Source organism: Priestia sp. D51 (genome assembly GCF_053345675.1).
Genome location: NZ_JBLTIR010000002.1, coordinates 173,904 through 197,999, shown reverse-complemented (window position 1 = coordinate 197,999; position 24,096 = coordinate 173,904). Strand labels below are relative to the sequence as shown.

Genomic DNA, 24,096 nt, shown 5'->3' with positions numbered 1-24,096 from the left:
TGTCTCATAACTCGGATTTCCGGTTTAGAGACAGCCTTTTTTTAATAGTTTAACTTAAATTTTAAACTCTCAGTCAATGAATTTACGTTATAAAACATAGCTTAATTTTTGAAACAATCACCAAATTGTGGTATTCTCTCCATAAGAAGACTTACGTAAACGTTAAAAATAGTATCAAAGATTTCACTATTTTTTCATTTATCTACGCTATTATGTAAAGTTATATAGAACCTGTAAAAGAACGTGTTCGCTATAGTAAAGGAGTAAATAAACGTGGCTATTAATCTACAAAAAGGGCAGAAAATTGATTTAACAAAGGGAAGAGAAGGGTTATCTTCTATTACGGTTGGATTAGGATGGGATCCTGTAAAAAAACGCAGCTTTTTTGGTTTTGGAGGAAGCGGCCCAGAGATTGACTGCGATGCATCTGTTCTTATGCTCAATTCGAATGATAAGCTTGTAAGTAACTCAGCCGTTGTGTATTTTGGGAATCGTCATAGTAACTGTGGAAGCGTCAAGCATTCAGGCGATAATCTTACCGGAGCAGGTGAAGGGGACGATGAACAAATTTTTGTTAATTTAAAAAATGTTCCTGGAAACGTACATAAACTTGTGTTTGTAGTCAACATCTATCAGTGTGTTGAGCGAAACCAAGATTTCGGTATGATTAAAAATGCTTTTATCCGTGTTGTGGACAGTGCTAAAAACGAAGAGCTTGTACACTTTAATCTATCTGAAGATCATTCAGGAGCAACAGCTTTATTTGCAGGTGAAATTTATCGAGACGGAAAAGAGTGGAAGTTTTCAGCAACTGGAGATGCAACGAGAGATACTGGATTGGCTGAAATTGCAAACAAATATACAAAATAAACAACTAGAAAAGAGGGAAACGAAATGGCTATTAATCTTTCAAAAGGACAAAAAGTAGATTTAACAAAAACAAATCCAGGATTAACAAACGTAGTAGTAGGTCTTGGGTGGGATGTAAATAAGTATGACGGTGGAAACGATTTTGATTTAGATTCATCTGTCTTTTTATTAAACGGAGCGGGAAAATGCGCTTCAGAATCTGATTTTATTTTTTACAATAATACGACGGGTGCAAACGGAGCGGTCGAGCATACCGGAGATAACCGTACAGGCGTAGGTGAAGGAGACGATGAGCAGGTTCAAGTAGATTTGAAAAATGTGCCTCAATCTATTGAACGTATTGCGTTTACCATTACGATCCATGAAGGGGAAGCACGCGGTCAAAACTTTGGCCAAGTAAGCAACGCCTACGTTCGTATTTTAAATGCAACAAATGACGAAGAGTTAATTCGTTATGATTTAGGTGAAGACTTCTCGATCGAAACAGCGGTCGTGGTAGGCGAGCTGTATCGACACGGTGGAGAATGGAAGTTTAATGCTATTGGCAGCGGCTATCAAGGCGGCTTAGCGGCACTTGTAAACGACTTTGGTTTAAACGCCTAATCATTAAAGTAAGAAAATGTACGGAGGATGTTTTTATGTCAATTTCTTTATCAAAAGGTCAGCGCATTGACCTAACCAAAACGAACCCAGGCTTAACAAAAGTAATAGTAGGTCTTGGGTGGGATACAAATAAATATGCTGGATCTCAAGATTTCGATTTAGATGCATGTGCATTTTTAGCCAATAAATCAAGCCAAGTTGTAAATGACGAAGAGTTTGTTTTTTACAACAATTTAAAAAGTCCAAACGGAGCTGTGGAGCATACCGGTGACAACCGTACAGGTGCAGGAGATGGAGACGATGAGCAAATCGCCGTTGATTTTTCTCTTCTTCCTGACCACGTTGAAAAAATCGGAATTAGCGTCACGATTCACGATGCAGATGCTCGCGGACAAAACTTTGGACAAGTATCCAACGCGTTTGTTCGTCTCATTGACGCCCAAACAAATGAAGAAGTGCTTCGTTATGATTTAGGCGAAGATTTTTCAATCGAAACAGCTGTTGTGGTGTGTGAGCTATACAAGCACGGAAACGACTGGAAATTTAATGCCATTGGCAGCGGTTTTTCTGGCGGATTGGCCGATCTTTGCCGCAACTACGGACTATCCGTATAAAAAAGACGCGGGATAAGTGAAAAGGAAAGGGTGCTTTAACGAGTACCCTTTCTTTTTAGCATGTATATGTCTGAAAAGAAAGGAGCTGTAAGGTGTGAGTAAATTAATTGATCCTCATATGATTAATCTTAACGAGCAGGATGGAACTTCTCTTTTTTCTAAAGATGTTTCTCTGCGAGGTGACTTTATACAAAATGAGCAGCAAACTACCTATAAACAAGTGGCAGGCAGATATTTAGGCACTCATCTTGATGCGGACGAGTACGCAGATTTTCTTTATGAACTTGCGCATTCATCACCATCAATTATTGTCTTGCAAGATAAGCTTGATAAGTCCATTTCTAATGATAGATTAAAAGAAGTACAAACGATCCTTAAAATTAATCAAGAAGAGCACGGCCTTTCTGTCAATCGGCTATTTGCTTTTTTAGAAGGAAAAAAGCTGATCGTGAAGTCAGAAAATCCCGCTATACATAGAAGAGTACGTGAGAAATTTATTGAAACGTTAACGTGTTTTAAAGAACAGCACGCAGAGGGCTTTATGGACGGGCATTTTCAACGCGTATTAATCGATTTAATAAAGTGGCAGTGGAATCATGTAAAACCTTGGATGGTCGATAAAGCATTTCCTGAGCACGCGCCTCGCATCATGTGGTATGGGGATGCAAATAAAAGCGAGCAGTATTTTCTCCATTATTTAATTTTACTAGGTTTTGACGTCCTTACCTTTCATCCAGAAGGAAAGGATCATTTAAAAGAAGTAGATAAGAATCAGCATTTAACAACGGTTTATACGTTTCCTTCTACTAGCTCGCTTGTACCTTTTCCAACGGATAAACCGGTTCGAAAAGGTACGGTAGCATTTCGAGCTTCTCAAGAAATTGAGCAAGTGCTTCATTCAGAGGAGTCCATGCTGTATAAACCTTGGCAATTTCGTTCGTATTTTCCAACTTCAGTTACTCTTAAAACGACGTATGATGAAATCTTTTTATTAATGAGAGAACGGGCGTTTATTCGTCCTAATTTTCAAGTGTCCAAGCCATATGTACACGTGCCGGTCTTGTTTTCAAAAGTACTTGGTATCTCTAAAAACCGAAAAGAGTACTGGAGTAAAGTTCATGAGCTCATGCAAACGGAAGATGAGTTAGCTCTGACGATTGATTCTGTTCCTTTTGCTAAAAAAATAGAAGGAAATAATCACTTTCACTATCAAGGAGCTCTCGGAAGTGATGGCACGCTCAGTGCTGATAGAATGATTGAAAGCAACTGGTGGCGCTATAAAGAGCTGCCTATCGGGCTTCAGCAAGGGCTCGCTGCAGCTATTTCTAGGTACTGTGCACATTCAAAGCTTCTTCGGTTAGATCATGAAGATGCGTATCAGCATCAAATGTACTTGTTTAATCAGTCGTTGAAGCTTCCAAACAACGTGCTTCGCATGCTTCAAAAGTTTGATTATACGCAGCATGTACCCCGTCTCATTATTTATCATGGAAATGAACGAGAAGCGTTTACGCGTGAAGATGCAGCTTTACTGCTTCTATTAAATGAATTCGGCGTTGATATTGTTCTCTTTAATCCGACGGGTCAACTGGATATAGAAGCGTTCGTCGAAGAAAAGTATTTCGATATGCACTGGCTAGAAGATATTAGCTTTAATGAAGAATTCAAAGAGCCGTCGCTCATTCAAAAATGGTTAAAACGAATCTTTTAAAGAAAGAAGGGTTTTTAAATGGCAACAAACGAATTACAGCCTTTAGATGTAAACGAAGCCGAAGAAGTTTTAGAAACAAAGCCTAACGAAGTAAAAGCAAAACTGCGAGAAGAGCCGGAAGTACGTCGCTTAGCAGAACAAATTGATTATAAAAATCAGCTGGCTTTACTTGAGTATGGTAAAGAAACAGCCAATGAAATTTCCTCTTTTTCCGGAAAAGTGCTCAGTACAATTAAATCGTCTAGCATGGAAGAGTCAAGTCAATTATTAAAGCAGCTTGGAAAGATTATGGACAAATTTGATGCAAAGGATTTTGTTGAAGATAAAGGGTTTTTCTCTAAGCTTTTTAAACGCGGTCAAAAAATAGTGGACAAGCTCTTTCAAAAATATGAGACGATGGGCTCTGAAATTGATAAAGTATATGTTGAAATCACAAAATATGAAACCGAAATGAAGCATTCAACCACAACGCTTGAACAGCTTTACGAGCAAAACTATCAGTATTATATGGAGCTTGAAAAATACATTGTAGCGGGCGAAGTGAAAGTAGAAGAGTTAAAACAAGAGCTAAAGGTGCTTGAAGAAAGAGCGTCGAGTGGAAATCAGCTGGCGGCAATGGAGCTTCAAACCTTAAAAAATGCAGTTGAGCTGATGGAGCAGCGATTATATGATTTAGAAATGGCAAAACAAGTATCTTATCAATCCGCTCCTCAAATTCGCATGCTGCAGCGAGGAAATACAAAGCTGATCGGCAAAATCAATTCGGCGTTTATTACAACGATTCCCATTTTTAAAAATGGACTCATTAATGCCATTGCAGCAAAGCGTCAAAATTTAGTAGCGGAGTCTATGAACGAATTAGACAAACGCACAAATGAGCTGCTCATTCGAAATGCAGAAAATATTTCACAGCAAAGTGTTAAAATCGCCAAAATGTCCGGTACCCCTAGCGTAAAAGTAGAAACGATGGAACAAACGTGGAATATTATTATGAAAGGAATGCAGGAAACAAAAGCAATTGAAGAAGAAAATAAACGCCTTCGTGAAGAAGGACTTGTTCGCTTGGAGCAATTTCAAGAAAACTTCAAGGCGCTTGAACATAAGATGTAACGAAAAAGCGGGAATCTTTACGATTCCTGCTTTTTTTGCATATACGTTTGCTAGAAGTCTGATCTACAAGCGATTAGTGAAAAGCGTGAAAGGGTATCAGATATAAAAGAAGTATTATCCAAAATAAGATAGTTATTTCCAAAAGGCGTTCGTGTACGTTTATAATTTAAGTTAAAAATGCAAAAAACTTAATTATTTTAAGTTTTTTGCTGGTTTTTAACTTTTCTTTGCGCTACAATTAGCTCATATCAAAGTAAAAAAGGAGGGTATTCGGGTGTATCAAGAACAGCGCATGAGTGCGATTATTGAATACCTTCACACACACCGCACGATTACATTAGACGAAATTTGCGATATGTTCACCGTTTCAAAAGATACGGCGAGGCGTGATTTAGTCAAGCTTGAAGAAAACGGCGAGGTTATGAGAGTTAAAGGCGGAGCAACGCTATCGTCAAGTCATATCATTGATTACAGTGAACGGACGCCTACCAAAGCGAAAGAACAAATTGCTAAAGAAGCAGCTGCGTTAATGTCGGAGGGGTATGACGTGCTTTTAGATACGTCCTCGACCATCGCACTGATGGCGAAGTACATGGATGTAAAGCATGTAAACGTTATTACAAATTCCATTGATAATGTGGATTTGCTCGATCAATATACCCCGTGTGATACGTTTTTGCTGCCGGGCAAGTTTAACGGGAAAAACCGTAACGTCACCGGGCCAAGAACGATTTCTACGTTGCAGGAATACAAAGTAGATCAGCTGTTTTTAGGTACGTGCGGCGTTGGTGCAGATGGTATTACGTCTCCAAGTGAAGAAGAAGCGTTTTTAAAAAGACAGATGATTCAATGTGCAAGACAAGTGATTATGCTTGCGGATCATACGAAGTTTGAACGTGAATTTTTACATCGAGTATGTGATATGAGCGACATTGATATCTTAATTACAAATAAAGACCCAGAAGCGGATGTAAAAGAAAAAATAGAACAAAATCAAGTGCGGCTTATCGTCACAGATTTTGATAAAGGAGAGGAAAAACGATGAAAAAAATAAAAGTAGGATTAGTAGGATACGGATTTTCAGCAACGGTCTTTCACACGCCGCTTTTAAGCGTGTTAGACGAATTTCATATTTCAAAGGTAATGAGTTCAAATCCTGAAAAAGTAAAGAGCGACTTAGAAGATGTTGAAGTAGTGAGCACTCTGTCTGAACTTCTAGAAGATGACAGCATTGATTTAGTGATTATTACAACGCCTAGCGGCATGCACTATGAAATGGTGAAAGACGCACTACGCGCAGGCAAGCATGTAATTGTTGAAAAGCCGATGGTCGTATCAAAAAAAGAAGCAAATGAATTAATTCAATTAGCAAAAGAACAAGGTGTTCAACTAAGCGTCTATCATAACCGCAGATGGGATAATGATTATTTGACGGTGAAACAGCTGATTGAAGAAGGGAAATTAGGCGACGTTAAAATGTATGAAGCTCATTTTGACCGCTATCGTCCAGCTGTTCGAGACCGTTGGAGAGAGAATGAAGGACCTGGATCAGGAGCGCTTTACGATTTAGGATCTCATTTAATTGACCAAGCTTTACACCTTTTTGGAATGCCTGAATTTGTTCAAGCTGATGTATTTGGTCAGCGAGATCATGCACGTACGGATGATTACTTCCACGTAGTGCTTGGATACGGTTCTCTTCGCGTTATTTTACATTCAAGCGCCATTGTGCCAAGCAACGGGCCGCGCTTTCAAGTTCACGGAACAAAAGCAAGCTATATCAAATACGGAATTGACGGCCAAGAAGATATGCTAAGAGCCGGCAAGAAGCCTGTGGATGATACGTGGGGAGCAGATCATCCTGAACACTACGGTAAGCTGACAACGGGCGAAGGAGAAACAACAGAAATTGAAACGCTGCAAGGTTCTTATGTGACGTATTATCAAAAAATTGCCGACAGCCTGCTTCGAGGAGAAAAACTTCCGGTTTCAGCAGAAGAAGCTCGTGACGTGGTTAAAGTTATCGAAGCGGCATTTGAAAGCAGCAAAGAAAAACGAGCGGTTTATTTTAACTAAGGAGCGAGAAACAGTGAGTAATCATTCGGTAGAGACGCTGCTTGAAAAAGTAGTTCAACAGGAAAAAGAACTAATCTTTCATCAATTTACAAATGACCAAGCTTTGCAGATGGGAACAGCAATTATTAATGAAGCAAAAAGTAAGGGTAAGGCAGTAACTGTAAGTATTAAACGAAATGGTCAAACTCTCTTTCACCATGCGATGGAAGGGGCCATTCCCGATCACGAAGAATGGATTAAACGAAAATCAAACACCGTTCTTCGCCATCATCACAGCTCATATTATATGAAGCTGTACTGCGAGTTAAAAGATCGTTCTTACGCGCAGTTTTATGCAGCGAACCCTCAGGAATTCGAAGCGGTAGGCGGGTCATTTCCGATTTCGGTTAAAAACGTCGGTGTAATTGGAACCATCACCGTATCAGGCATGTCACAAGAAGAAGATCATGCACTGGTGACCGATACGATTCGTAGCTTTTTGCAATAAAAATAAGCGGACTTCGTTGGAAGTCCGCTTATTTAATTAAAAGATGAGTGGCGATAAGGCGTGTGTTTTTTCTACATAAATAAAAGCATCATATCGTTTTGACAAGCGAGAAGGAACATAATTTCCGTATTGTTCAATCTCTGGGTCATATACAACACCAATGGCACGGTGGCCTATCGTTGAATGAAAAAAATTTCGGTTTTCCTCTGTGAACATGAGATATTGATCAAAAGCACCTGCTCGGTGAATGGTATCTTCCCAGCTTCCTTCTATAGCTGGAGGAACGGTTAACTCCTGCTGAGGATTACCCCAGCTATCAGAAGCAATGACCGTGCCGTGATGAGTCCCGAATCCGACGGCGTAAACATGCTTCGGTCCGTATTCTTCACGGGTAAGCTGACCTACATTCACCATGCCGCTGCTTTTCATGTCCGTTGCTCTTGCATCTCCGATGTGAGTGTTATGCTCCCATACAATTCCTTTAGCGCTATCTTTGTAGTAAGCTTGAATATATTTTAAAGCTTCTACCATATGACGATCGCGAATATTCCACGATTCATTGTCGTTAGTAATCATCGTATGATAATAAGCTTCAGCATTGCTTGCTACCAGCGCATTTACCTGCATACTAAGCGCAGCCTCAGGCTCATGAGTATAGGTATCTTTCTTTTGCTGAATGGTTTGTAAAAGCTCTAAGATTTCTACCATGCAGTTCTTTCCGTAAAGGGCAGAAGAAATTCCGTACATCTGTGCTTCGCGATGAAAAGGTTCAAAGCATTCAAAGGCTTTTTTCGCTTTCTTTGCATCAGGAGCGTGATTGTTTTCTAAGTACTCAATAATAGCTTCCATCGATTCCCACAGGCTGTATACATCTAAGCCGTAAAAACCTACTTTCGGCTGATGTGCTGGTAAGTTGTTGTTATAATCCCGAAGCCATTCAATTAATTCTTTGATTTCTTGATTAGCCCACATCCATGAAGGCCAGCGGTTAAAAGTTTTTAAGACATCTTCGGCATTCGCGTATTGATTTGTATATCCTTTAATATAGCGATTAACTTCAAAACACGAAGGCCAGTCTCCTTCCACTGCTATAAAAGAAAAATCATGATGCTGAATTAATTCTTTCGTAATAGCTGCTCGAATTTTGTAAAATTCAGATGTACCGTGAGATGCTTCACCGAGAAGTACGTATTGAGCGCGGCTTGACTTGTTAATAAGCGGCAGTAAGTCATCGAAATTAGCAAAAGGCATAGAATGTTTTTTAATGGCTTCTATCATTTGAATGGTTTTTAGCATATGATCACCTTGTTTTTAAGAAATGGATAGCAAGAGCTTGAGAAAGCAAGTCTTGCTACCAGTTAACGGGTTTTTATTTTTATGAATTACCTGCTAAAGTGCTTAATGGCAGAATCATTTAAAGAAAAATCTTCTTTAGTAAGCGCCGTTTGATTCTGTGTTTCGCATTCTTTAGTAGGGTGCTCTTCTTTTTTAGAAACAGTAGAAACTTCTTCGTTATTTTCATACGTGTAGTTTGTTGACATTATGTTTCACCTCTTGTATCTAGTGTTTGAGGTACAGAAAATAAAATAAGAAGAAATATCAGGAATACCTTAAAAAGAAGGGTGCTCTTTAAATTATTTGAACTCGTGCAAAAAATTGTCTACACTAAACACTGATACATAAATCAAGTGAGGAGAACGTGGACAGTTTATGAAGTTGATTTCCTGGAACGTAAATGGCATTCGCGCGTGTGTGCGAAAAGGTTTTTTAGATTATTTTCAAGAAGTGGATGCAGATGTATTTTGTATTCAAGAGACGAAGCTGCAGGAAGGCCAAATTGATTTGCAGCTAGAAGGGTATTATCAGTATTGGAATTACGCCGTGAAAAAAGGCTATTCTGGAACGGCTGTTTTTACAAAGCAGAAGCCTTTATCGGTTTCATACGGTGTGGATAAAGAATCGGAAGACGAAGGACGTATCATTACGCTTGAATTTGAACAATGCTATGTAGTAAATGTGTATACGCCAAATTCTAAAAGAGATTTAGCAAGGCTTGAAGAAAGGCTTCAATGGGAAGACGATTTGCTCGTGTACTTAAACAAATTGAATAGCCGTAAAGCGGTGATTTTGTGCGGAGACTTAAACGTAGCACACGCAGAGATTGATTTGCGTAATCCAAAGCCAAACCGAGGAAATTCTGGTTTTACAATAGAAGAGCGAGGGAAAATGACGACGCTTCTTGCTAGCGGATTTCTTGATACATTTCGTTATTTGTATCCGAATCAAGAAGAAGCCTATACGTGGTGGTCGTATATGAACAAAGTGAGAGAACGAAATATCGGATGGCGCATTGATTATTTTATCGTATCGGAGAGAATCAAATCCGTTATTCAAGAAGCTATTATTCATCCGCATGTAATGGGAAGCGACCACTGTCCTGTGATGTTGGAATTAAATGTACCTCATCTATGATATCTTTCTATATAATAGAAGAAAAACGGAAAAAAGGTTGGTTCACGCGAACGGTTGCGGTATAGTAAACATATCGAAAAGTACAGAATGTTTCATGAGATAAAGGGGGAGACAGAGGTGAAGCGAGACTCGCTGCAAACCATTGAACACGAAATTGCGCTGCTTGTTCGTCTAACAACGACGCACAGCCCTAAGCTTGGAAGCTTGGACCGTTCTGAGTATTTACTGTTAAGCGAGCTAGATCAGCGCAGTCCGCTCGGGATTAATGCATTAGCTGAAAATTTAAAGCTGAGCTTATCGACAGCTAGCCGGCAAGTATCTGCGCTTGAGACTAAACAGTTTGTTCGTCGCTTTCCGAGTCCAGAAAATGGGCGGATTAGTTTAATTGAAATGACGGATGCAGGGAAAGATATTTTGCAGCATGTACAAAGCAAGCGTAAACAAGCCTATGCTGAAGTGTTAGAAAATTGGTCGGAAGAAGAGGTTTTGGCACTGGAAAAAAGTTTATCACGCTTGAATCTTGATTTTAAAAGATGGCGCAGTAATGGATGTTAAAGCGAATACATATAGATGAACAAAAGGCTATTGAAAAATAGTCTTTTTAAGTTGAAACAAAGAAGTTGATTTCTTCATTAAAAGATGTATAATATGTAGTGCTGCTATAACTTGCATGATACAACTTGTACAATAAAATATGTAAGGAATTGTTAGTCATATGAAAAGAATTTAACAAAAGGAGGAATAAATATGAGTCAGAATAATCCAGCAGTAGCCTCCGACAAACAAGGTTTAAGCGTACCTAAATACTTAATTATGGCGATTTTAACGCTATTTTCAATTGGCCCTCAGTATTTTTTGAATTTATCCTACACGGTCAATCAAGTATTAATTCAAAATCGATTTGATGCGAGTACACAAAGCTTACTATTGCCATCTATTATTTCTAACTTGGCATTTGGACTTGGAGTACCTATTGGTCCGATGCTGACGAAAAAATATGGCGTGCGTAAAGCATACTTAACGTTCGTTTTAGTCTTTTTAGCAGGTTCGATTATCAACGTTTTTTCCGAAAACGTTGCGTTTTTATCCCTTGGTCGTCTGATTCAAGGCTTAAGCTCAGGAATGCTGTTTTTAACCATTATTCCAGCTGCGCTGATCTCGTTTCCGAATAAAATCCGAAACTTCTTTTTAGTGTTAGCGATCGGCGGACTGTTCGGTTCAACGGCAATTGGAGCCTTTTTAGGTGCTGTATCTCTTAGCATGGATAATTGGCGTTGGGTTTTTGTTTTAGGAATAATAGCTTCTCTTGTCTGTCTATTTATTGGGTATAAGGTATTACCTGCTCATGATCCAACTCAGCAAGAAGATCGACCAGTGGATAAGAAAAGTATCTTTATTCTTAGTCTTATTATGATTTTATTAGTGTATCCACTGTATGAACTGAGATACGAAGGATTTGCTTCTATTCAAGTGTGGCCGTTCTTACTAGCTGCAGCAGGATTAGTTGTCATTTTTGTCTTAGTTGATTTAGCGGCTGAAAATCCGTTAGTACCATTAAAATCGCTGCTAGCCGTAAAACCAGTTGCAGGTACAATTATGGCAATTGGCGGTCATATGGCGTATATTCTAGCCATTGCAGGTATTAATGGCGTCATGCAAAATGTGCAAAATGCATCGTACACCACGCTCTCTTATTTTTATTTATACTTTTTTGTTGGGGTACTGATTTCAGCATTTGCAACGACATTCTTATATGACAAATTTGGTCCAGGTTACCTTGGAGCAATTGGATCACTTCTTATTGTCATTGTAGGATTTAGCTGGGTGAACGTATCAGCTGATACATCACTAGTAAGTTTATATGTTCACATTATGCTCTTTGGTATGGGTGTTAGTATGGCACTTGTATCCGGTGCACTAGGAGCGGCACTAGCCGGAGATTTACATCAAGCTTCGATGCGTTCTATTTCACTGCACTCCATTCGAAATTTATTAGGAGCCATCGTAGCACCTGTGATTGGGTGGTTTGTTGTTCGACAAAACGCGATTTATTATGAAGATTTCCGAGGTCAAATTAGCTCAGTAGATCCTCAGGTGAAGCTGCATCTATCTGAAATGATTAAACGCTATATGGGTATGGGAATGAGTCAAGCAGACGCAAAAACATCGGCCGTGACGGCTGTTGTAGCAGGTGCTAAAAAAGCATCGATTTTACATGCGTATCACAACTTATTTTTCATGCTTGGTATTTTAGGTGTAATTATGCTCATTGCTTCACTAAGTAAAGCGTGGAGCGGTGAAAATAGAATTCTTGTTCAAAAAGAAGAGATTCAAGAAGAAGCTGAGCCGCAAGAAGAAAGAAAAATGCTGCCGGCACCTCAAACAGAAGAAACATCTGTATAATATACTAACTATAGAAAGAAGGAATTCCGATGAGTAAAAGTCGTTTATTGGTTACTAACATTGTTGGAATCATTGTGATTTTATTACTAGTAGGTTTTGGTGGATATTATTTCTACGAAAAAGCAAATTACGTTAAAACCGATGAAGCGCAGGTAGAAGCACCGCTTTCACAAGTCATCGCTTCAGCTAACGGTCAGTTAAGCGAATGGGATGTAAAAGAAGGAGATAGCGTTTCTCAAGGTGATTCTGTTGGAAGCTTAAAAGAAGGCGAAAAATCAACAGACGTAACGTCTATGATTGACGGAACAATCATTAAAAACAACGCATCTCAAAATCAATTAGTAAAAGCTGGCGATGTGTTAGCACAAACAGCTGATTTATCTAAAATCTATATCAATGCAAACATTAAAGAAACAGACCTAGGTGATATCGAAGAAGGAGATAGCGTCGATATTACAGTGGACGGAGATTCAGGTAAAGTCTTTAAAGGTCATGTTGAAGCAATCGGCCGCGCAACAAACTCAGTGTCTTCTATGCTGCCTGCTCAAAATACAGGAAACTACACAAAAGTAACGCAAAAAGTACCGGTGAAAATTTCAATTGATGACGCATCAGATAAAGTTCTTCCAGGTATGAACGCAGAAGTGAAAATTTCAATTTAATAACGGAAAAAAAGCTGCTTCCTCTAAGGAAGCGGCTTTTTTTATGCCTAAACAAATAAAATAAAAAATGTGCTAAAAAGGGGATGTATACAAAGGAAATGTGTGGTAAGATACTTCTTGTTTGAAATTGGATATCGGTAAAGAAGGTGATGGGATGACCGCGGTCGAAACAAAAAAAGGGCCAAAAGAAAAGCTGAATTTGTTTTTCTTAACGTGGCCGATCTTTTTAGAAGTGTTTCTTTTTATGTTAATGGGGATTGCTGATACCTTTATGCTAAGTGCGCTGTCGGATGATGCCGTATCAGGAGTCGGAGCAGCCAATCAATACCTTCACATTGCGATTTTGGTGTTAGAGGTCATTGGTAACGGAGCAGCAATTGTTGTCTCTCAGTATTTAGGATCAAAACGGTATATGGAAGCGTCAAAGATTTCTGCTTTGGCCGTTACGTTAAATTTAGGAGTCGGGCTAGTCATTAGCGCGGGTTTTCTTTTGTTTTCAAGACATATGATGGAAGCGATGAACTTACAAGGTGACGTGCTGATGTATGCACAAAGCTATTTATCCATCGTTGGAGGAGCTATTTTTCTTCAAGCGATTATTAACTCTCTTGCAGCGATTATTCGCGTGCATGGCTTTACGAAGCAGGCAATGTTTGTTTCACTTGGAATGAACATTTTTCATATTGCAGGAAACTATGCTTTAATCTTCGGGAAGTTCGGCTTTCCGGAAATGGGCGTACAAGGAGCAGCAATTTCATCTGCGTTCAGCCGATTCGTTGCCCTTATTGTGTTCTTTTGGCTGCTGTATCAAGTGATGGAATATAGAGTGAAATTTCAATACTACATTACGCTTTCAAAAGAATATATCGGTAAAATTTTAAAAATTGGTATTCCGTCGGCTTTTGAACAAGTGATGTATCAAGGCTGTCAAATTGTCTTTTTATACTATGCAACCTACCTAGGAGCAGAATCACTTGCTGCGAGACAGTACGCGATGAATATTTCAATGTTCATTTACTTATTTGCCATTGCAATTGGAATGGGTACAGCGATTATTGTCGGCCGTTTAGTAGGCGGAAACGAAAAAGATGAAGCGTACCATCGCGTATGGAAAAGCGTCAAATGGGCCAGTGCCGTAACGATGATGATGGTTGTTCTTGTGATGACATTTAGAACACAGCTGATCAGCGTGTTTACAGACAATCCGCATATCATTGAGCTTGGGGCGACGGTGCTGCTTCTGAGCATTGTGCTTGAAACGGGAAGAACGATGAACATTGTGCTGATTAACTCGCTGCGGGCAGCAGGAGATGCCAAATATCCGGTGTTAATTGGTGCGATGTCGATGGTCGTGATGAGCTTGCCGCTCGGTTATTTCTTCGTTTTCCATTTAGACATGGGGCTCGCTGGCATTTGGCTTGCCATCGCAGCCGATGAATGGACGCGCGCAGTTATTATGTTTTTCCGCTGGAAAAGCCGAGCATGGGAAAACTACGGACTTATACAGCACGAACAAACAGTTGAAGAACCAACGCCGGTTCAAGTATAAAACAAAACCTCTGCAGGATGTGCAGAGGTTTTTTGCTGTGTAAAAAAATGAAGTGAAGTTGGTCTTTTTACGCAAAAAGCTTTAATTTGTGGGAAAAAACGGGTATGGGTACAAAGGAATGGTTTTATTCTACTTATTCTTTGTTTTAGATAACGGTATATGGTTGGATAACGTATTTAGACATGAGTCTTTTTTCTCTTATTTTTCATTTTTATCTCAATTCATGAAACTAGAAGCATAAAAAAGAGAGTTTTTTCCTATTTAGCTATAATGAGACAAATTTTATACTTATAATTATTGGATTAAACTCGAAATGTGCGGAACAGGAGGAACGATATGGGGTTAGGAAGCGTATTAGACGGACTGCTGGGTGAAGTATCTGGAAGAGTCTCAGATGTAGAAGGGAAAATTTCTAAGCTAAGAACGGCTAAAAGTAAAATTGAGCATGAACAAGTTGTTTCATTAAAAGAAATTGAACACATCAAAAAGCCTGAGCTGGGAGACAAATGGACGGGTACGTTATCGGATGATTTTGACGAAAAACGTACGGCAGCCTACGACAACATAAAAGGCATTTTAGACGGTGATTACGATGGATACATTCGTGAAATTGAAACAAAGATATGGGCGCTAGAAGCTGAAAAAGGAGCTTTGAGTGGCTTGAACGCCGTTATTGGAGAAGCGGATTCTTTATTAGCTAAAGGTGAAGAAGCCTATGACGCAGTAGAAAACAAGATTAGTGAAATTAGAAGGGGGCTGTTTTCATGACAATTAAGCTTGATCACGCTGACGTTATCAAAAAGCTTGAAGCAGTCAGCACAGCGATTGGAAATTTATCCATTAGCAAAATGCCTGACCTTGGAAAAAACAGCCTTGATACTACAGAGAAATGGGGAGCGCGCGAAGAAGAAATTCAAACTCTTATTTCTACTTATATAAAAGCACTAAACAAAAACGTAAAAGATACAAAATCTAATGTAGACTTACTAAAAGAACAAGACGAATCTATTATCCATTCGTAGCAGCAAAGGGGGATGACTGTGGGAAAGGTATACGATGCAAAAGCGCTGTTTGATGTAGCAAAAGACAGGGAAAAAGCCTACGATGAGTTACTCAGCCAGCTGGGTGAACTGAAAAAAGCGCTGCAGGGCGTAGCGGACTTAGATGGCAGCTTAGAAGGAAAAGGCGCTGACAATATAAAATCTTTTTATAAGCAGCACGCCGATACGGCCGGACAGTGGGAAAACTTAATTAAAATGCAGCAAAGCTATTTTTCAACGCTTCACGTTAAAGCTGAAAAAGCAAAGCTATCAGGAAGCACGATTGTAACTGAATCATTTTTAGAAACAGAGCTAAAAAACGCCAATAGCAATGCTAAAGAAATGGTTGCGCAGCAGCATGACGATCTGCAGAGTATTTTAAACGGTATTGACGATATCGTCTCTATTTCAGCGTTTTCAACGAGTGAGTTTAACGATAAAATAGAAGAAGCAGAGAAAAAACGCACCCATACAATTGAAGCAGTGAACCAGCTTGACGCTGAATGGTCAAAAGAATACAGCGAAATGGATGACTTCTATGCGGTAGTGGATACGCTAGTAAGCGGCTTAGAGCTTGCTACGAGTCAAGGAGGAAGTGTCTATCAGCTTGCCTTTGACGAAAAAGCCTATCACGACAGCGAGCTGTATAAAGTTCAAACAAAGCTAAACGACTATGCAACTTCATATGTTGACTACAACAAGCAGCAAGAAGAAGTATACGAGCTGGAAAAAAAGCAAGAAGAAGAAGCAAACAAGCCGTGGTATGAAAAAACGTGGGACGCGGTTTCTACCTTTACAGGAGAGGTCAGCGGATATTATGATTATAAACGAGCAGCAGAAGGCGTGGACCCTGTTACGGGTGAAAAACTTTCTACCTCACAGCGCGTCGCAGCAGGAGCCATGGCAGCAGCCGGCTTCATTCCGGTTGTCGGCTGGGTAGGACGAGCCGCAAAAGGCGGAAAAGCCATCTACAAAACGGCTAAAGGCCTAAGCGCAGCGGATCACGCCCTAGACGCCTACAAATCTGCCAAATCCTTCAAAGTCCTAGAGCAAACCGAAAAAGGCCTCTACGGTCTTGTGGCCGCAAACGGCTTAGGAGAATACATGACCGGACGCGACATGTTCGGGAATAAAATCAGTGAAGAGCAGCGTAAAGCAAGTCTTCTGCAAGCATTAGGAATTGCTGGAGCTGGAGCGCTTTCTACGAAGGTAGCGGGGAAAATGGGACAAAGCCTTGCGACCAAAGGAACCGAAAAGCTCAACAACATGCGCAACACGCTTCGCACAAGCGCCGTTGCCAACGTCACAAAGCAAGCCTACCAAAGCGTCAAAAATGCACCGGCCTCTTGGACTCAGTCGCTACATAAAACGTATAACAACATCCTAGACAGCAGTATGCCAAGACTCATGCCAGAACTTGTGCCGGCTGGTCCAGCACTTGCCCAGCAGACGGTGAGGGAGACCTTGCAGAATGTGAAGAAACAGACGATGCAGATGATTGGTAAGGTGACCTACGATCCTGTTCATAATCGCTATCGCAGAGCTGATGGAAGGTTTATGTCCAAGCGTGATGTGGAGAAGCTGGGTGATTCGGTTAAGGTAGAGACGGTTCGGAGAGTTGATAAGCCTGTAAAAGTAGAGCGTGTGAGTGAGCCTCAAATCTCAAAGGCTACGAGCCAACGTATTCCTAGGTCTAGTGGATCTAAAAGGTTAATTGCATCAGGAGAACATTTTACAAATGGGAGAAGAAATAGGTTAAAGCCCGACGTTAGGTATAAAACGGGGGAGCATGACTACTTTTACGAAACAGATAGCATGGGTAGAATTGTAAAATTCGAAACAGAAAATTTACAGTTAACAACAAGAACCGAGAGGTTATCACATAGTAAAAACACACCAGGTAAAATAAAAGGCCAAGACCACGCAGGACATTTGGCAGCAGATAGGTTTGGTGGTTCACCTAAAATCGATAATTTGGTTTCGCAGTTGTCTGATGTAAATTTAATTGAATATAAGAAAATTGAAGAGGAATGGGCCACAGCTTTGAAGAAAAACCCTCCCCAAAAAGTAACAGTTGATGTTGAAGTTATTTATGCGGAAAACGATATGCGCCCAGATAAATTTGTAGTGAGGTATACTATTGATGGTGACCTCGTTTCTAAAACGATTAAAAATGAACCTAAGGAGTAAAAAATGCGATGAAAGAATTTGAAGATTTATTTAGTGAATTGCAGGCAGATATGATTTCCATTTGTATGGAATATGTTGAGGACAGAGCAGACAAAGTTTATGTGTATGCTTCGTGTGAAGGAAATATTATTTCAAGTAAGTTCTTTTATCTCATCAACAATCAGTACGTAAAATCTCATCAAGTGAACGATGCATTGGAGGATGGAGAGGAAAGGTATGATGCATCCCCGCAAAGAGGATTTATGGTATTAGATATTTTAAATGAAGACATTGAAAAAATCGAAGCGTTGTGTGAAGAATATAAGCGAGACGTGCCGACAGAGATGAAATTAATTTATGATGTGAAGAGTGGTCATTTTAAAGCTGAATATAATTACGAGTTGGTTTACACAAATGATGATAGTAAAACATCTAATTATATTGCTAATGAATGGTATGAAGAAGTGAAAAATAATAAGCTTTAATTTCGTATGGATGTGTGAGTTTAGTAGAATTCATTTTGGTTTGAATCAATAGATCATCATATTTGATATTCTTTTGAAGTTTTTTTGTATATAACGACTGATTATACAGATTGGTTGAATACAGATTACGGATTTGTAGTACAGAAAAAGATTTGGAAGTACAAATATTTAGATGAAGTACCAACAGATGAAAAAACTAAGAATTTAATAGATCAATATTTAAAAGAGTATCCCAGTAATCCCATTTAAATAATTATTAAAGTTATAAGTAAACACACTGTATTTTATGAAAATCAGTGTGTTTTTATATTATAGAACAACTAAGACTTTTAATTTAAGCCTTTCTCACTGATGAAAAACTCTTCAAATCTCAACTCACTATAGCAATCGCCTTGATAAGGAATAAGGAAGAGTTGCAAACGGACTAGGAGAATACATGACCGGACGCGACATGTTCGGGAATAAAATCAGTGAAGAGCAGCGTAAAGCAAGTCTTCTGCAAGCATTAGGAATTGCTGGAGCTGGGGCGCTTTCTACGAAGGTAGCGGGGAAAATGGGACAAAGCCTTGCGACCAAAGGAACCGAAAAGCTCAACAACATGCGCAACACGCTTCGCACAAGCGCCGTTGCCAACGTCACAAAGCAAGCCTACCAAAGCGTCAAAAATGCACCGGCCTCTTGGACACAGTCGCTACATAAAACGTATAACAACATCCTAGACAGCAGTATGCCAAGACTCATGCCAGATCTTGTGCCGGCAGGTCCAGCGCTTGCCCAGCAGACGGTGAGGGAGACCTTGCAGAATGTGAAGCAGCAGACGATGCAGATGATTGAAAAGCCTGTAAAAGCAGAGCGTGTGAATGAACGTCAAATTCAAAAGGGTACTAAGGGTATAGATAATGCTAATAGACTTATTCCAGGTACTCCTGGAAACCCTACCTCAGGAGACCCAACTAAATTAGGTAAAAACTTACTAGAGTCAATGGGGTTACCTCGCTCTAAAAGTTGGAAAGGTTATCAAGCACAACATATAATTCCTTCTCAATTAAATAAACATCCAGTTATTAAAAAAATTGGAATGGAAATGAATGACTCTACAAACGGTATATTTTTACCTATACCTTCTGACGATGTTAGTAGTCTATCTAGACATAGAGGCTTTCATAGCGTTTATAACAATGTTGTAAGAAAACAGCTTGATAAAATGGATGTTAATCAAGATATAGCAGTGTTAGAAAAACAAGTATATGAACTACAACAAAAGCTAAAAAAGGGAGTGGAAAATGGATTACCGTTATATAAGACTAAAATAAATAATATCGAGGAATTTTACAAAAGTGGTAAAAATAAAAAACTGCCTGTTTGGAACAGAGGCGGTGGAGCAACCGAAGAGTTATGGGAAAGGTGGTTATCTAAATGAAATTTGGTGAAAACACTCAATTAGTAGAAGAAGTAATGGATTTTATTCGTAATGATAAGATGTTTAATAAGAATAACTTTCATGTAAATAACTTAGAGGTAATAAATGATTTCAATGAAGCCCAAAACCTTGCCTGGTCTCAGGACTCAAGTGAAGTCGATACTGTATGGGAATATGTTAAATCACAGGAAGCAGAAAGTATTGTTGAAAAGGTATATGATTTGGATTTAGTAACTCAGCAAGATGATTTATATGATTTTTTTAGTGACCATGACAATTACTCGAATGACTTTCTTCCTTTTGATTATATTGATATTAATGAGGAAGTTGAGGGAGACCTCACGATGTGTGCATTAAATCGATTAGTTAATGGGAAAACAGATAATTTTTATGAAAAAATCTTTGAAGTTTATAAGCAAGGAGGTTGGCCTTGTGGGTGGAAGGGGACATACCCTATTGGTGAAATTATTGTGTATGTGCCTTAAATTAAATGAATTTCAAACCTTGATGGCAAAGTGCCTTTCAAGGTTTCTTTTTTGTGGTAGGGCCACCTAGTGACTCATAGTTCATTTTTTATTCAGAGAATATAAGTAACTCCTTAAATCCCCATATTATGTTTTTACGAATTATATAGGACGTACAACACCTTTTAAACGTATGCCCTATTTATTCTTTATTTTGTTAAGCAAATAACCACAATATCATTAATAAGTTTTTATAGCGCTTTATCAGATGAAAAATTTTTAAAAGTCTTACACTATTTTTCAGAGGAAACTGGTTATGGAAATGAGTACCACATTTGTACATTTTCAGGTGACTTAGAGCCGTGGGAAGAGGGTTATGTTGAAAACGGAATTGAATTTCTAGACGGTACGGGTGACACTGACAAAAGTGTTATTGTCGATTATGAAACGTTTTTAACTTACTTGCACAAAATCTGCCGCGTATATATTGAAGATCATGCCCATGATAAAGAAAAAGTGATGGCTCTTTTACATAAAATCAAACAAAATCATAGTAATGAAGACTAGTAGGAGTATATAAAGAAGCAACGAATGGAGTCTTGCTATAGAGAACAAGCTTTCCACACTACAGCGCATTACACCAAGCAGAGAGACGATATAATGGAAGTGCTGAAGTATATTGGAGAGGATTCTACAAGGTAGAAAGTAAAGGGAAAACGAAAAATGGAAATAACTCAAATGACAAAAGCTATTAGAGGTGCTATAAAAGGTGGTCACTTAAATAAGGTAAGAGACTTATTTGAGAAAGAACCAGAAATGTTAACATGGATCACACCTTTTGGCACATGGCTACATGTAGCGACAGCTCATGGTCATTTAGAAATTGTACAATACCTTATTCGTGCTGGAATAGATGTTAATGCACAAGGAGGAACTTTTTCTACCAATGCCTTAGAAAGAGCGGCTGCAAAAGGACATATAGATATTGCTAAGTATCTTATTAACCATAATATTGAAATTGATATCAGTGAACCAGATAGAAATCCGCTGTTTGCTGCCATATATAACGGTCATTTTGAGATGGTTAAACTGTTAGTTGAGAATCATATTAATATATCGATTACATACTCTGGTGAAAACATAAAAGAAATGTATGCTTACACATTTGCGATTGAACGAGGACAAATAGAAATTGCTGAATATTTAAAGCAGAAGGTGGACAGTAGATGGAATTAAAGCTTAATAATATTTATCAAAAGGTGGCCGATAATTTAAAGGAAATGATACAAGAAGACTGGCGAGAAATCTATTTGTATGCAGAAGTAGGAGAAGGTTCTCAAACAACGTATTTCTTTTATTATCCAAAAGGAAGCGATGAACCTATATATAGTCATGATATACCTGAACTATTTGAGGTGTCAGAACAGAGCTACTTAGTGTTATTAGACAAACAGTTAGAGTGCTTTCGTGAGTTGTTAGATGTATTTATAGAAAACAAGCAGGAGATATGGACAAGTTTAACTTTGCATTTAGATCATGATGGGAAATTTGAGATAGACTACGGGTATGAAGATATTCTTACTGTTGACCCGTATGAACAACAGGTGATTTGGGAGTATAAGTACTTGGGGATTATTTCAGAAGATGAATATGATAAAAAGATCATAAAAAAATTTCTTTCCTAATCATAGAAAAGCAAAAGATATATAGACGGAGGAGTTAAGCTCATCATAGTGAGAGAAGTGGAAACGGAGTTTAAGAATGACTAATGCTAATTTCAATAGTTTAGAACATGATAAAGTGATATTTTTTCTGGCACTTTCAGAAAAAGTAGTACCGGTACTTTCTCGTACGGAAGATCAAATTTCAGCTCGGAAAGTTATATGTAAATGCTGGGAATGGTTAAAAGACAAAGAAAATAGTGGAGATACTCTTTATGAATTATTAGATCACGAGGAAAATGGTATCACAATAATTCAAGAGACGTCAGATAATAAAACAGATGTTATAGCCTGGGACTGTATTATTGATGCAGTTGCCTATACTAGTAGAAAAGCATTTGAAAGAGAAGGCGTGGAATATTATCCCGAACCCATTGCTTTAGTTAATGATAAATTAGTAGAGCATTTTATAAATGGTTTTGAAAGATGTATAGAGAATGCGGATAGTTACATAGAAAGATTAACTTCTTTATTAAATGATGATAAGAATAGGAAAACAGTGAATGATCTGCGAACAAAAGTCTTAAAAGAACTACAAGTACGACAGTGAAGTTCACTGACCACAACTATTTAAAAGTAAAAACGGTAGAAACAGCTAAATTAAGGGGGATATGCTTTGGAGAAAAACAGTGTCAATAAAGCAATAAGAAATGCAATTAAACGTGGTGACATTAACTCAGTCAAAGAATTAATAGGTAGTAATAAAGCAATTCTACACACCATGACTCCATTTGGTAGCTGGTTGCATATAGCAGCAAAAAAAGGACAGATGGAAATAGTAGAGTATCTAGTGCATAAAGGAATCGATGTAAATATAAAAGGGGATATATTTGATGCTTCTGCCTTACGAGTGGCAGCAGGTGAGGGGCATGTAGAAATAGTACAGTACTTAATCCAATCTGGAGCAGAATTAGATGTAAGCTCAGCAAAAAGAAATCCATTATTCGCAGCAATTTACGGTGGTCATAAAGAGGTAGTTGAACATCTAGTTGATCAAGGTATAGATATTTCCGTTCAATATACCGGTGAGAATATTAAAGAGATGGATGCGTACCGATATGCTAAGGAATTTGGACAAATAGAAATTGCTGAATATTTAAAACGAAAGCTGAATGAAAAAGTACAAAAGAGAGTGCTTAAAGATTAATTAAATCGTATATAACAGGCCACAAAGCTAATAAAAGCAAGGAGGGTCCATCTCATACTAGAACCCATATATGCTGAAAACGTAATTGTCGGAGTAGTACATAAAAAGCAGTTTCAATGGTATGTGACCGATCGAGAGCTATGGTATTTGGATTATGTAAAGTTTGCACAAGCTTTTGAAAATGAAGGTGATTCAGCGGTTAATGAATACATCGAACCTGAACGAAAAGGGATCGAAGTTCTCAGCAATGAAAATGCTGAGCTTTTTTTAAAACGTATAGAGTCGTATCAAGCAGATGCAGCTACTCTTTTAAAGCTGTTTGAAGATAAAATAGAAAGCGTAGATGAAGAAGACGTATTAGACTTTAGCCCTTCGTTTTTGGTGGACTTTGATCAAAAGACGTTCTACTCACTGTTTCCTGAACCGGCTTCATTTGAAGAATATGTTCCAAGTGATTGGAAAGGAACGTATAAAGACTTTACAGGTTTGATTCCAAAAATAGAAAAGTATTGGGTAAATAAGGACGGAGAAAATTTATTTGAGCTGTGAAAGCAAACAGGGCATGGAGGGATAATGTTGTTTCGTGTTCAAACATTCATTAAGCGTCCAGGTATTTTGATTACGGATTTATCATCTCTATATGAAAAGGAATCGCACTATTTTATCGATATATCGAACGAAGAAGAACTCATTCGTTACGGTAATCAGTTTGATTTTACTTGCCTTGAAGGAGCTATTAAGCTTGAATACTACGGTGAGCCGCTTCTTGATGCATCTGCATGGGATGTTATAGATGGGATGTGGCTTTATTTGTTGGATGCAATGGAGAGTTTAAAAGAGACCGGATATGGAGAGATGAATTTTCCAGATCAACCGTTAGTATTAACCTTAAAATCGGCTTCTGAACAGTTTGTACTGTATACCTTGCATACATCTCCTCCTGTAAAAGCAGTGCTTCCAAAACAAGACTTTTTTATGGTGGTGTTAGGAGGAGCGGAGCAGTTTTTTAAAACGATGGAGAGATGTTTTAAAGGGAACTTTCGGTATTTCAGTGAAATCAAACGTATCGAAGCGTTAAAAAGGCAGTAAGGAA

The 24,096-nt window shown here is 38.6% G+C and carries 29 protein-coding genes; 27 read left to right on the top strand and 2 right to left on the bottom strand.

Translation table 11 applies throughout. The features are described from left to right. The first annotated feature begins 273 nt into the window (after positions 1-273). The 8 genes from ACNHOZ_RS07695 to ACNHOZ_RS07660 all read left to right on the top strand — a co-directional run bounded on the left by ACNHOZ_RS07695 (position 274) and on the right by ACNHOZ_RS07660 (position 7,471). Positions 274-870: a TerD family protein gene (locus ACNHOZ_RS07695; protein WP_028408239.1), complete on the top strand. Its 597-nt coding sequence runs from the start codon at positions 274-276 to the stop codon at positions 868-870. Positions 871-894: 24 nt separating this feature from the next. Then, the gene (locus tag ACNHOZ_RS07690) at positions 895-1,473 is read left to right on the top strand and encodes a TerD family protein (RefSeq protein WP_025751616.1); all 579 of its coding nucleotides are present in this window, start codon (positions 895-897) and stop codon (positions 1,471-1,473) included. Positions 1,474-1,508: 35 nt separating this feature from the next. Next, on the top strand, positions 1,509-2,087 hold the full coding sequence (locus ACNHOZ_RS07685; RefSeq protein WP_028408240.1) for a TerD family protein: 579 nt from the start codon (positions 1,509-1,511) through the stop codon (positions 2,085-2,087). 94 nt (positions 2,088-2,181) lie between these two features. Next, a complete protein-coding gene (locus tag ACNHOZ_RS07680; RefSeq protein ID WP_048019154.1) occupies positions 2,182-3,798 on the top strand; it encodes a YceG family protein in 1,617 nt (538 codons plus the stop codon). An 18-nt stretch (positions 3,799-3,816) separates the two neighbouring features. Further along, positions 3,817-4,908 (top strand): toxic anion resistance protein, encoded by a 1,092-nt coding sequence (locus tag ACNHOZ_RS07675; RefSeq protein WP_048019155.1) that lies wholly within the window; start codon positions 3,817-3,819, stop codon positions 4,906-4,908. Positions 4,909-5,182: 274 nt separating this feature from the next. Continuing rightward, positions 5,183-5,953: a DeoR/GlpR family DNA-binding transcription regulator gene (locus tag ACNHOZ_RS07670; RefSeq protein WP_048019156.1), complete on the top strand. Its 771-nt coding sequence runs from the start codon at positions 5,183-5,185 to the stop codon at positions 5,951-5,953. Next, entirely contained in the window at positions 5,950-6,984 is a 1,035-nt protein-coding gene (locus ACNHOZ_RS07665) for an oxidoreductase (protein ID WP_048019157.1), read from the top strand. The genes ACNHOZ_RS07670 and ACNHOZ_RS07665 overlap by 4 nt, the downstream gene beginning before the upstream one ends. Before the next feature lie 13 nt (positions 6,985-6,997). Further along, complete coding sequence (locus tag ACNHOZ_RS07660; RefSeq protein WP_045291802.1) at positions 6,998-7,471, top strand: heme-degrading domain-containing protein; 474 nt, start codon at positions 6,998-7,000, stop codon at positions 7,469-7,471. Positions 7,472-7,507: 36 nt separating this feature from the next. On the opposite strand, the gene ACNHOZ_RS07655 is transcribed toward ACNHOZ_RS07660, so the two are convergent. Both ACNHOZ_RS07655 and ACNHOZ_RS07650 read right to left on the bottom strand, forming a co-directional pair. Further along, entirely contained in the window at positions 7,508-8,767 is a 1,260-nt protein-coding gene (locus ACNHOZ_RS07655) for an erythromycin esterase family protein (RefSeq protein WP_048019158.1), read from the bottom strand. An 86-nt stretch (positions 8,768-8,853) separates the two neighbouring features. Next, a complete protein-coding gene (locus tag ACNHOZ_RS07650; protein ID WP_014459762.1) occupies positions 8,854-9,012 on the bottom strand; it encodes a hypothetical protein in 159 nt (52 codons plus the stop codon). A 169-nt stretch (positions 9,013-9,181) separates the two neighbouring features. On the opposite strand from ACNHOZ_RS07650, the gene ACNHOZ_RS07645 reads away from it, so the two are divergent. The 19 genes from ACNHOZ_RS07645 (at position 9,182) to ACNHOZ_RS07555 (ending at position 24,092) form a co-directional block, all read left to right on the top strand. Further along, positions 9,182-9,943 carry an exodeoxyribonuclease III gene (locus tag ACNHOZ_RS07645; RefSeq protein ID WP_048019159.1) on the top strand — a complete coding sequence of 254 codons (762 nt, stop codon included), beginning with the start codon at positions 9,182-9,184 and terminating at the stop codon, positions 9,941-9,943. A 117-nt stretch (positions 9,944-10,060) separates the two neighbouring features. Next, complete coding sequence (locus ACNHOZ_RS07640) at positions 10,061-10,498, top strand: MarR family winged helix-turn-helix transcriptional regulator (RefSeq protein ID WP_014459764.1); 438 nt, start codon at positions 10,061-10,063, stop codon at positions 10,496-10,498. A 192-nt stretch (positions 10,499-10,690) separates the two neighbouring features. Continuing rightward, complete coding sequence (locus ACNHOZ_RS07635) at positions 10,691-12,346, top strand: MFS transporter (protein ID WP_048019160.1); 1,656 nt, start codon at positions 10,691-10,693, stop codon at positions 12,344-12,346. A gap of 29 nt (positions 12,347-12,375) precedes the next feature. After that, positions 12,376-13,008, top strand: coding sequence for an HlyD family secretion protein (locus ACNHOZ_RS07630; RefSeq protein WP_048019161.1), 633 nt, complete (start codon positions 12,376-12,378; stop codon positions 13,006-13,008). Between the two features lie 154 nt (positions 13,009-13,162). After that, entirely contained in the window at positions 13,163-14,557 is a 1,395-nt protein-coding gene (locus ACNHOZ_RS07625) for an MATE family efflux transporter (RefSeq protein WP_048019162.1), read from the top strand. Positions 14,558-14,893: 336 nt separating this feature from the next. Further along, entirely contained in the window at positions 14,894-15,325 is a 432-nt protein-coding gene (locus ACNHOZ_RS07620) for a YwqH-like family protein (RefSeq protein ID WP_048019163.1), read from the top strand. Then, the gene (locus ACNHOZ_RS07615) at positions 15,322-15,579 is read left to right on the top strand and encodes a YwqI/YxiC family protein (protein ID WP_048019164.1); all 258 of its coding nucleotides are present in this window, start codon (positions 15,322-15,324) and stop codon (positions 15,577-15,579) included. The genes ACNHOZ_RS07620 and ACNHOZ_RS07615 overlap by 4 nt, the downstream gene beginning before the upstream one ends. Positions 15,580-15,597: 18 nt before the next feature. Beyond that, a complete protein-coding gene (locus ACNHOZ_RS07610) occupies positions 15,598-17,787 on the top strand; it encodes a T7SS effector LXG polymorphic toxin (protein WP_230683469.1) in 2,190 nt (729 codons plus the stop codon). 8 nt (positions 17,788-17,795) lie between these two features. Further along, positions 17,796-18,251 carry an immunity protein YezG family protein gene (locus ACNHOZ_RS07605; RefSeq protein WP_013057379.1) on the top strand — a complete coding sequence of 152 codons (456 nt, stop codon included), beginning with the start codon at positions 17,796-17,798 and terminating at the stop codon, positions 18,249-18,251. Positions 18,252-18,335: 84 nt separating this feature from the next. Then, the gene (locus tag ACNHOZ_RS07600; protein ID WP_080968598.1) at positions 18,336-18,500 is read left to right on the top strand and encodes an immunity protein YezG family protein; all 165 of its coding nucleotides are present in this window, start codon (positions 18,336-18,338) and stop codon (positions 18,498-18,500) included. 187 nt (positions 18,501-18,687) lie between these two features. Next, complete coding sequence (locus ACNHOZ_RS07595; RefSeq protein ID WP_305120052.1) at positions 18,688-19,671, top strand: AHH domain-containing protein; 984 nt, start codon at positions 18,688-18,690, stop codon at positions 19,669-19,671. Next, the gene (locus ACNHOZ_RS07590) at positions 19,668-20,156 is read left to right on the top strand and encodes a hypothetical protein (protein ID WP_048019165.1); all 489 of its coding nucleotides are present in this window, start codon (positions 19,668-19,670) and stop codon (positions 20,154-20,156) included. Before ACNHOZ_RS07595 ends, ACNHOZ_RS07590 begins: the two co-directional genes overlap by 4 nt. Before the next feature lie 183 nt (positions 20,157-20,339). Then, the gene (cdiI, locus tag ACNHOZ_RS07585; protein WP_080968599.1) at positions 20,340-20,702 is read left to right on the top strand and encodes a ribonuclease toxin immunity protein CdiI; all 363 of its coding nucleotides are present in this window, start codon (positions 20,340-20,342) and stop codon (positions 20,700-20,702) included. Between the two features lie 156 nt (positions 20,703-20,858). Continuing rightward, positions 20,859-21,371: an ankyrin repeat domain-containing protein gene (locus ACNHOZ_RS07580; protein ID WP_048019166.1), complete on the top strand. Its 513-nt coding sequence runs from the start codon at positions 20,859-20,861 to the stop codon at positions 21,369-21,371. Then, positions 21,362-21,820, top strand: a complete 459-nt coding sequence (locus ACNHOZ_RS07575) for an antitoxin YezG family protein (protein WP_048019167.1) — start codon at positions 21,362-21,364, stop codon at positions 21,818-21,820. Before ACNHOZ_RS07580 ends, ACNHOZ_RS07575 begins: the two co-directional genes overlap by 10 nt. Before the next feature lie 76 nt (positions 21,821-21,896). Further along, the gene (locus ACNHOZ_RS07570) at positions 21,897-22,406 is read left to right on the top strand and encodes an Imm6 family immunity protein (protein WP_048019168.1); all 510 of its coding nucleotides are present in this window, start codon (positions 21,897-21,899) and stop codon (positions 22,404-22,406) included. Between the two features lie 66 nt (positions 22,407-22,472). Beyond that, positions 22,473-23,003 (top strand): ankyrin repeat domain-containing protein, encoded by a 531-nt coding sequence (locus tag ACNHOZ_RS07565; RefSeq protein WP_048019169.1) that lies wholly within the window; start codon positions 22,473-22,475, stop codon positions 23,001-23,003. Positions 23,004-23,057: 54 nt separating this feature from the next. Next, entirely contained in the window at positions 23,058-23,552 is a 495-nt protein-coding gene (locus tag ACNHOZ_RS07560) for a hypothetical protein (RefSeq protein ID WP_048019170.1), read from the top strand. Between the two features lie 27 nt (positions 23,553-23,579). Continuing rightward, positions 23,580-24,092 carry a hypothetical protein gene (locus ACNHOZ_RS07555; RefSeq protein WP_033579200.1) on the top strand — a complete coding sequence of 171 codons (513 nt, stop codon included), beginning with the start codon at positions 23,580-23,582 and terminating at the stop codon, positions 24,090-24,092. The last annotated feature ends 4 nt before the right edge of the window (positions 24,093-24,096 follow it).

Coding starts and splice junctions, on each gene's coding strand:
- ACNHOZ_RS07595 (WP_305120052.1), top strand. CDS start 18,688: ATGACCGGACGCGACATGTTCGGGAATAAAATCAGTGAAGAGCAGCGT.
- ACNHOZ_RS07580 (WP_048019166.1), top strand. CDS start 20,859: ATGGAAATAACTCAAATGACAAAAGCTATTAGAGGTGCTATAAAAGGT.
- ACNHOZ_RS07645 (WP_048019159.1), top strand. CDS start 9,182: ATGAAGTTGATTTCCTGGAACGTAAATGGCATTCGCGCGTGTGTGCGA.
- ACNHOZ_RS07590 (WP_048019165.1), top strand. CDS start 19,668: ATGAAATTTGGTGAAAACACTCAATTAGTAGAAGAAGTAATGGATTTT.
- ACNHOZ_RS07675 (WP_048019155.1), top strand. CDS start 3,817: ATGGCAACAAACGAATTACAGCCTTTAGATGTAAACGAAGCCGAAGAA.
- ACNHOZ_RS07685 (WP_028408240.1), top strand. CDS start 1,509: ATGTCAATTTCTTTATCAAAAGGTCAGCGCATTGACCTAACCAAAACG.
- ACNHOZ_RS07655 (WP_048019158.1), bottom strand. CDS start 8,767: ATGCTAAAAACCATTCAAATGATAGAAGCCATTAAAAAACATTCTATG.
- ACNHOZ_RS07620 (WP_048019163.1), top strand. CDS start 14,894: ATGGGGTTAGGAAGCGTATTAGACGGACTGCTGGGTGAAGTATCTGGA.
- ACNHOZ_RS07570 (WP_048019168.1), top strand. CDS start 21,897: ATGACTAATGCTAATTTCAATAGTTTAGAACATGATAAAGTGATATTT.
- ACNHOZ_RS07635 (WP_048019160.1), top strand. CDS start 10,691: ATGAGTCAGAATAATCCAGCAGTAGCCTCCGACAAACAAGGTTTAAGC.
- ACNHOZ_RS07650 (WP_014459762.1), bottom strand. CDS start 9,012: ATGTCAACAAACTACACGTATGAAAATAACGAAGAAGTTTCTACTGTT.
- ACNHOZ_RS07665 (WP_048019157.1), top strand. CDS start 5,950: ATGAAAAAAATAAAAGTAGGATTAGTAGGATACGGATTTTCAGCAACG.
- ACNHOZ_RS07690 (WP_025751616.1), top strand. CDS start 895: ATGGCTATTAATCTTTCAAAAGGACAAAAAGTAGATTTAACAAAAACA.
- ACNHOZ_RS07615 (WP_048019164.1), top strand. CDS start 15,322: ATGACAATTAAGCTTGATCACGCTGACGTTATCAAAAAGCTTGAAGCA.
- ACNHOZ_RS07605 (WP_013057379.1), top strand. CDS start 17,796: ATGAAAGAATTTGAAGATTTATTTAGTGAATTGCAGGCAGATATGATT.
- ACNHOZ_RS07630 (WP_048019161.1), top strand. CDS start 12,376: ATGAGTAAAAGTCGTTTATTGGTTACTAACATTGTTGGAATCATTGTG.
- ACNHOZ_RS07625 (WP_048019162.1), top strand. CDS start 13,163: ATGACCGCGGTCGAAACAAAAAAAGGGCCAAAAGAAAAGCTGAATTTG.
- ACNHOZ_RS07575 (WP_048019167.1), top strand. CDS start 21,362: ATGGAATTAAAGCTTAATAATATTTATCAAAAGGTGGCCGATAATTTA.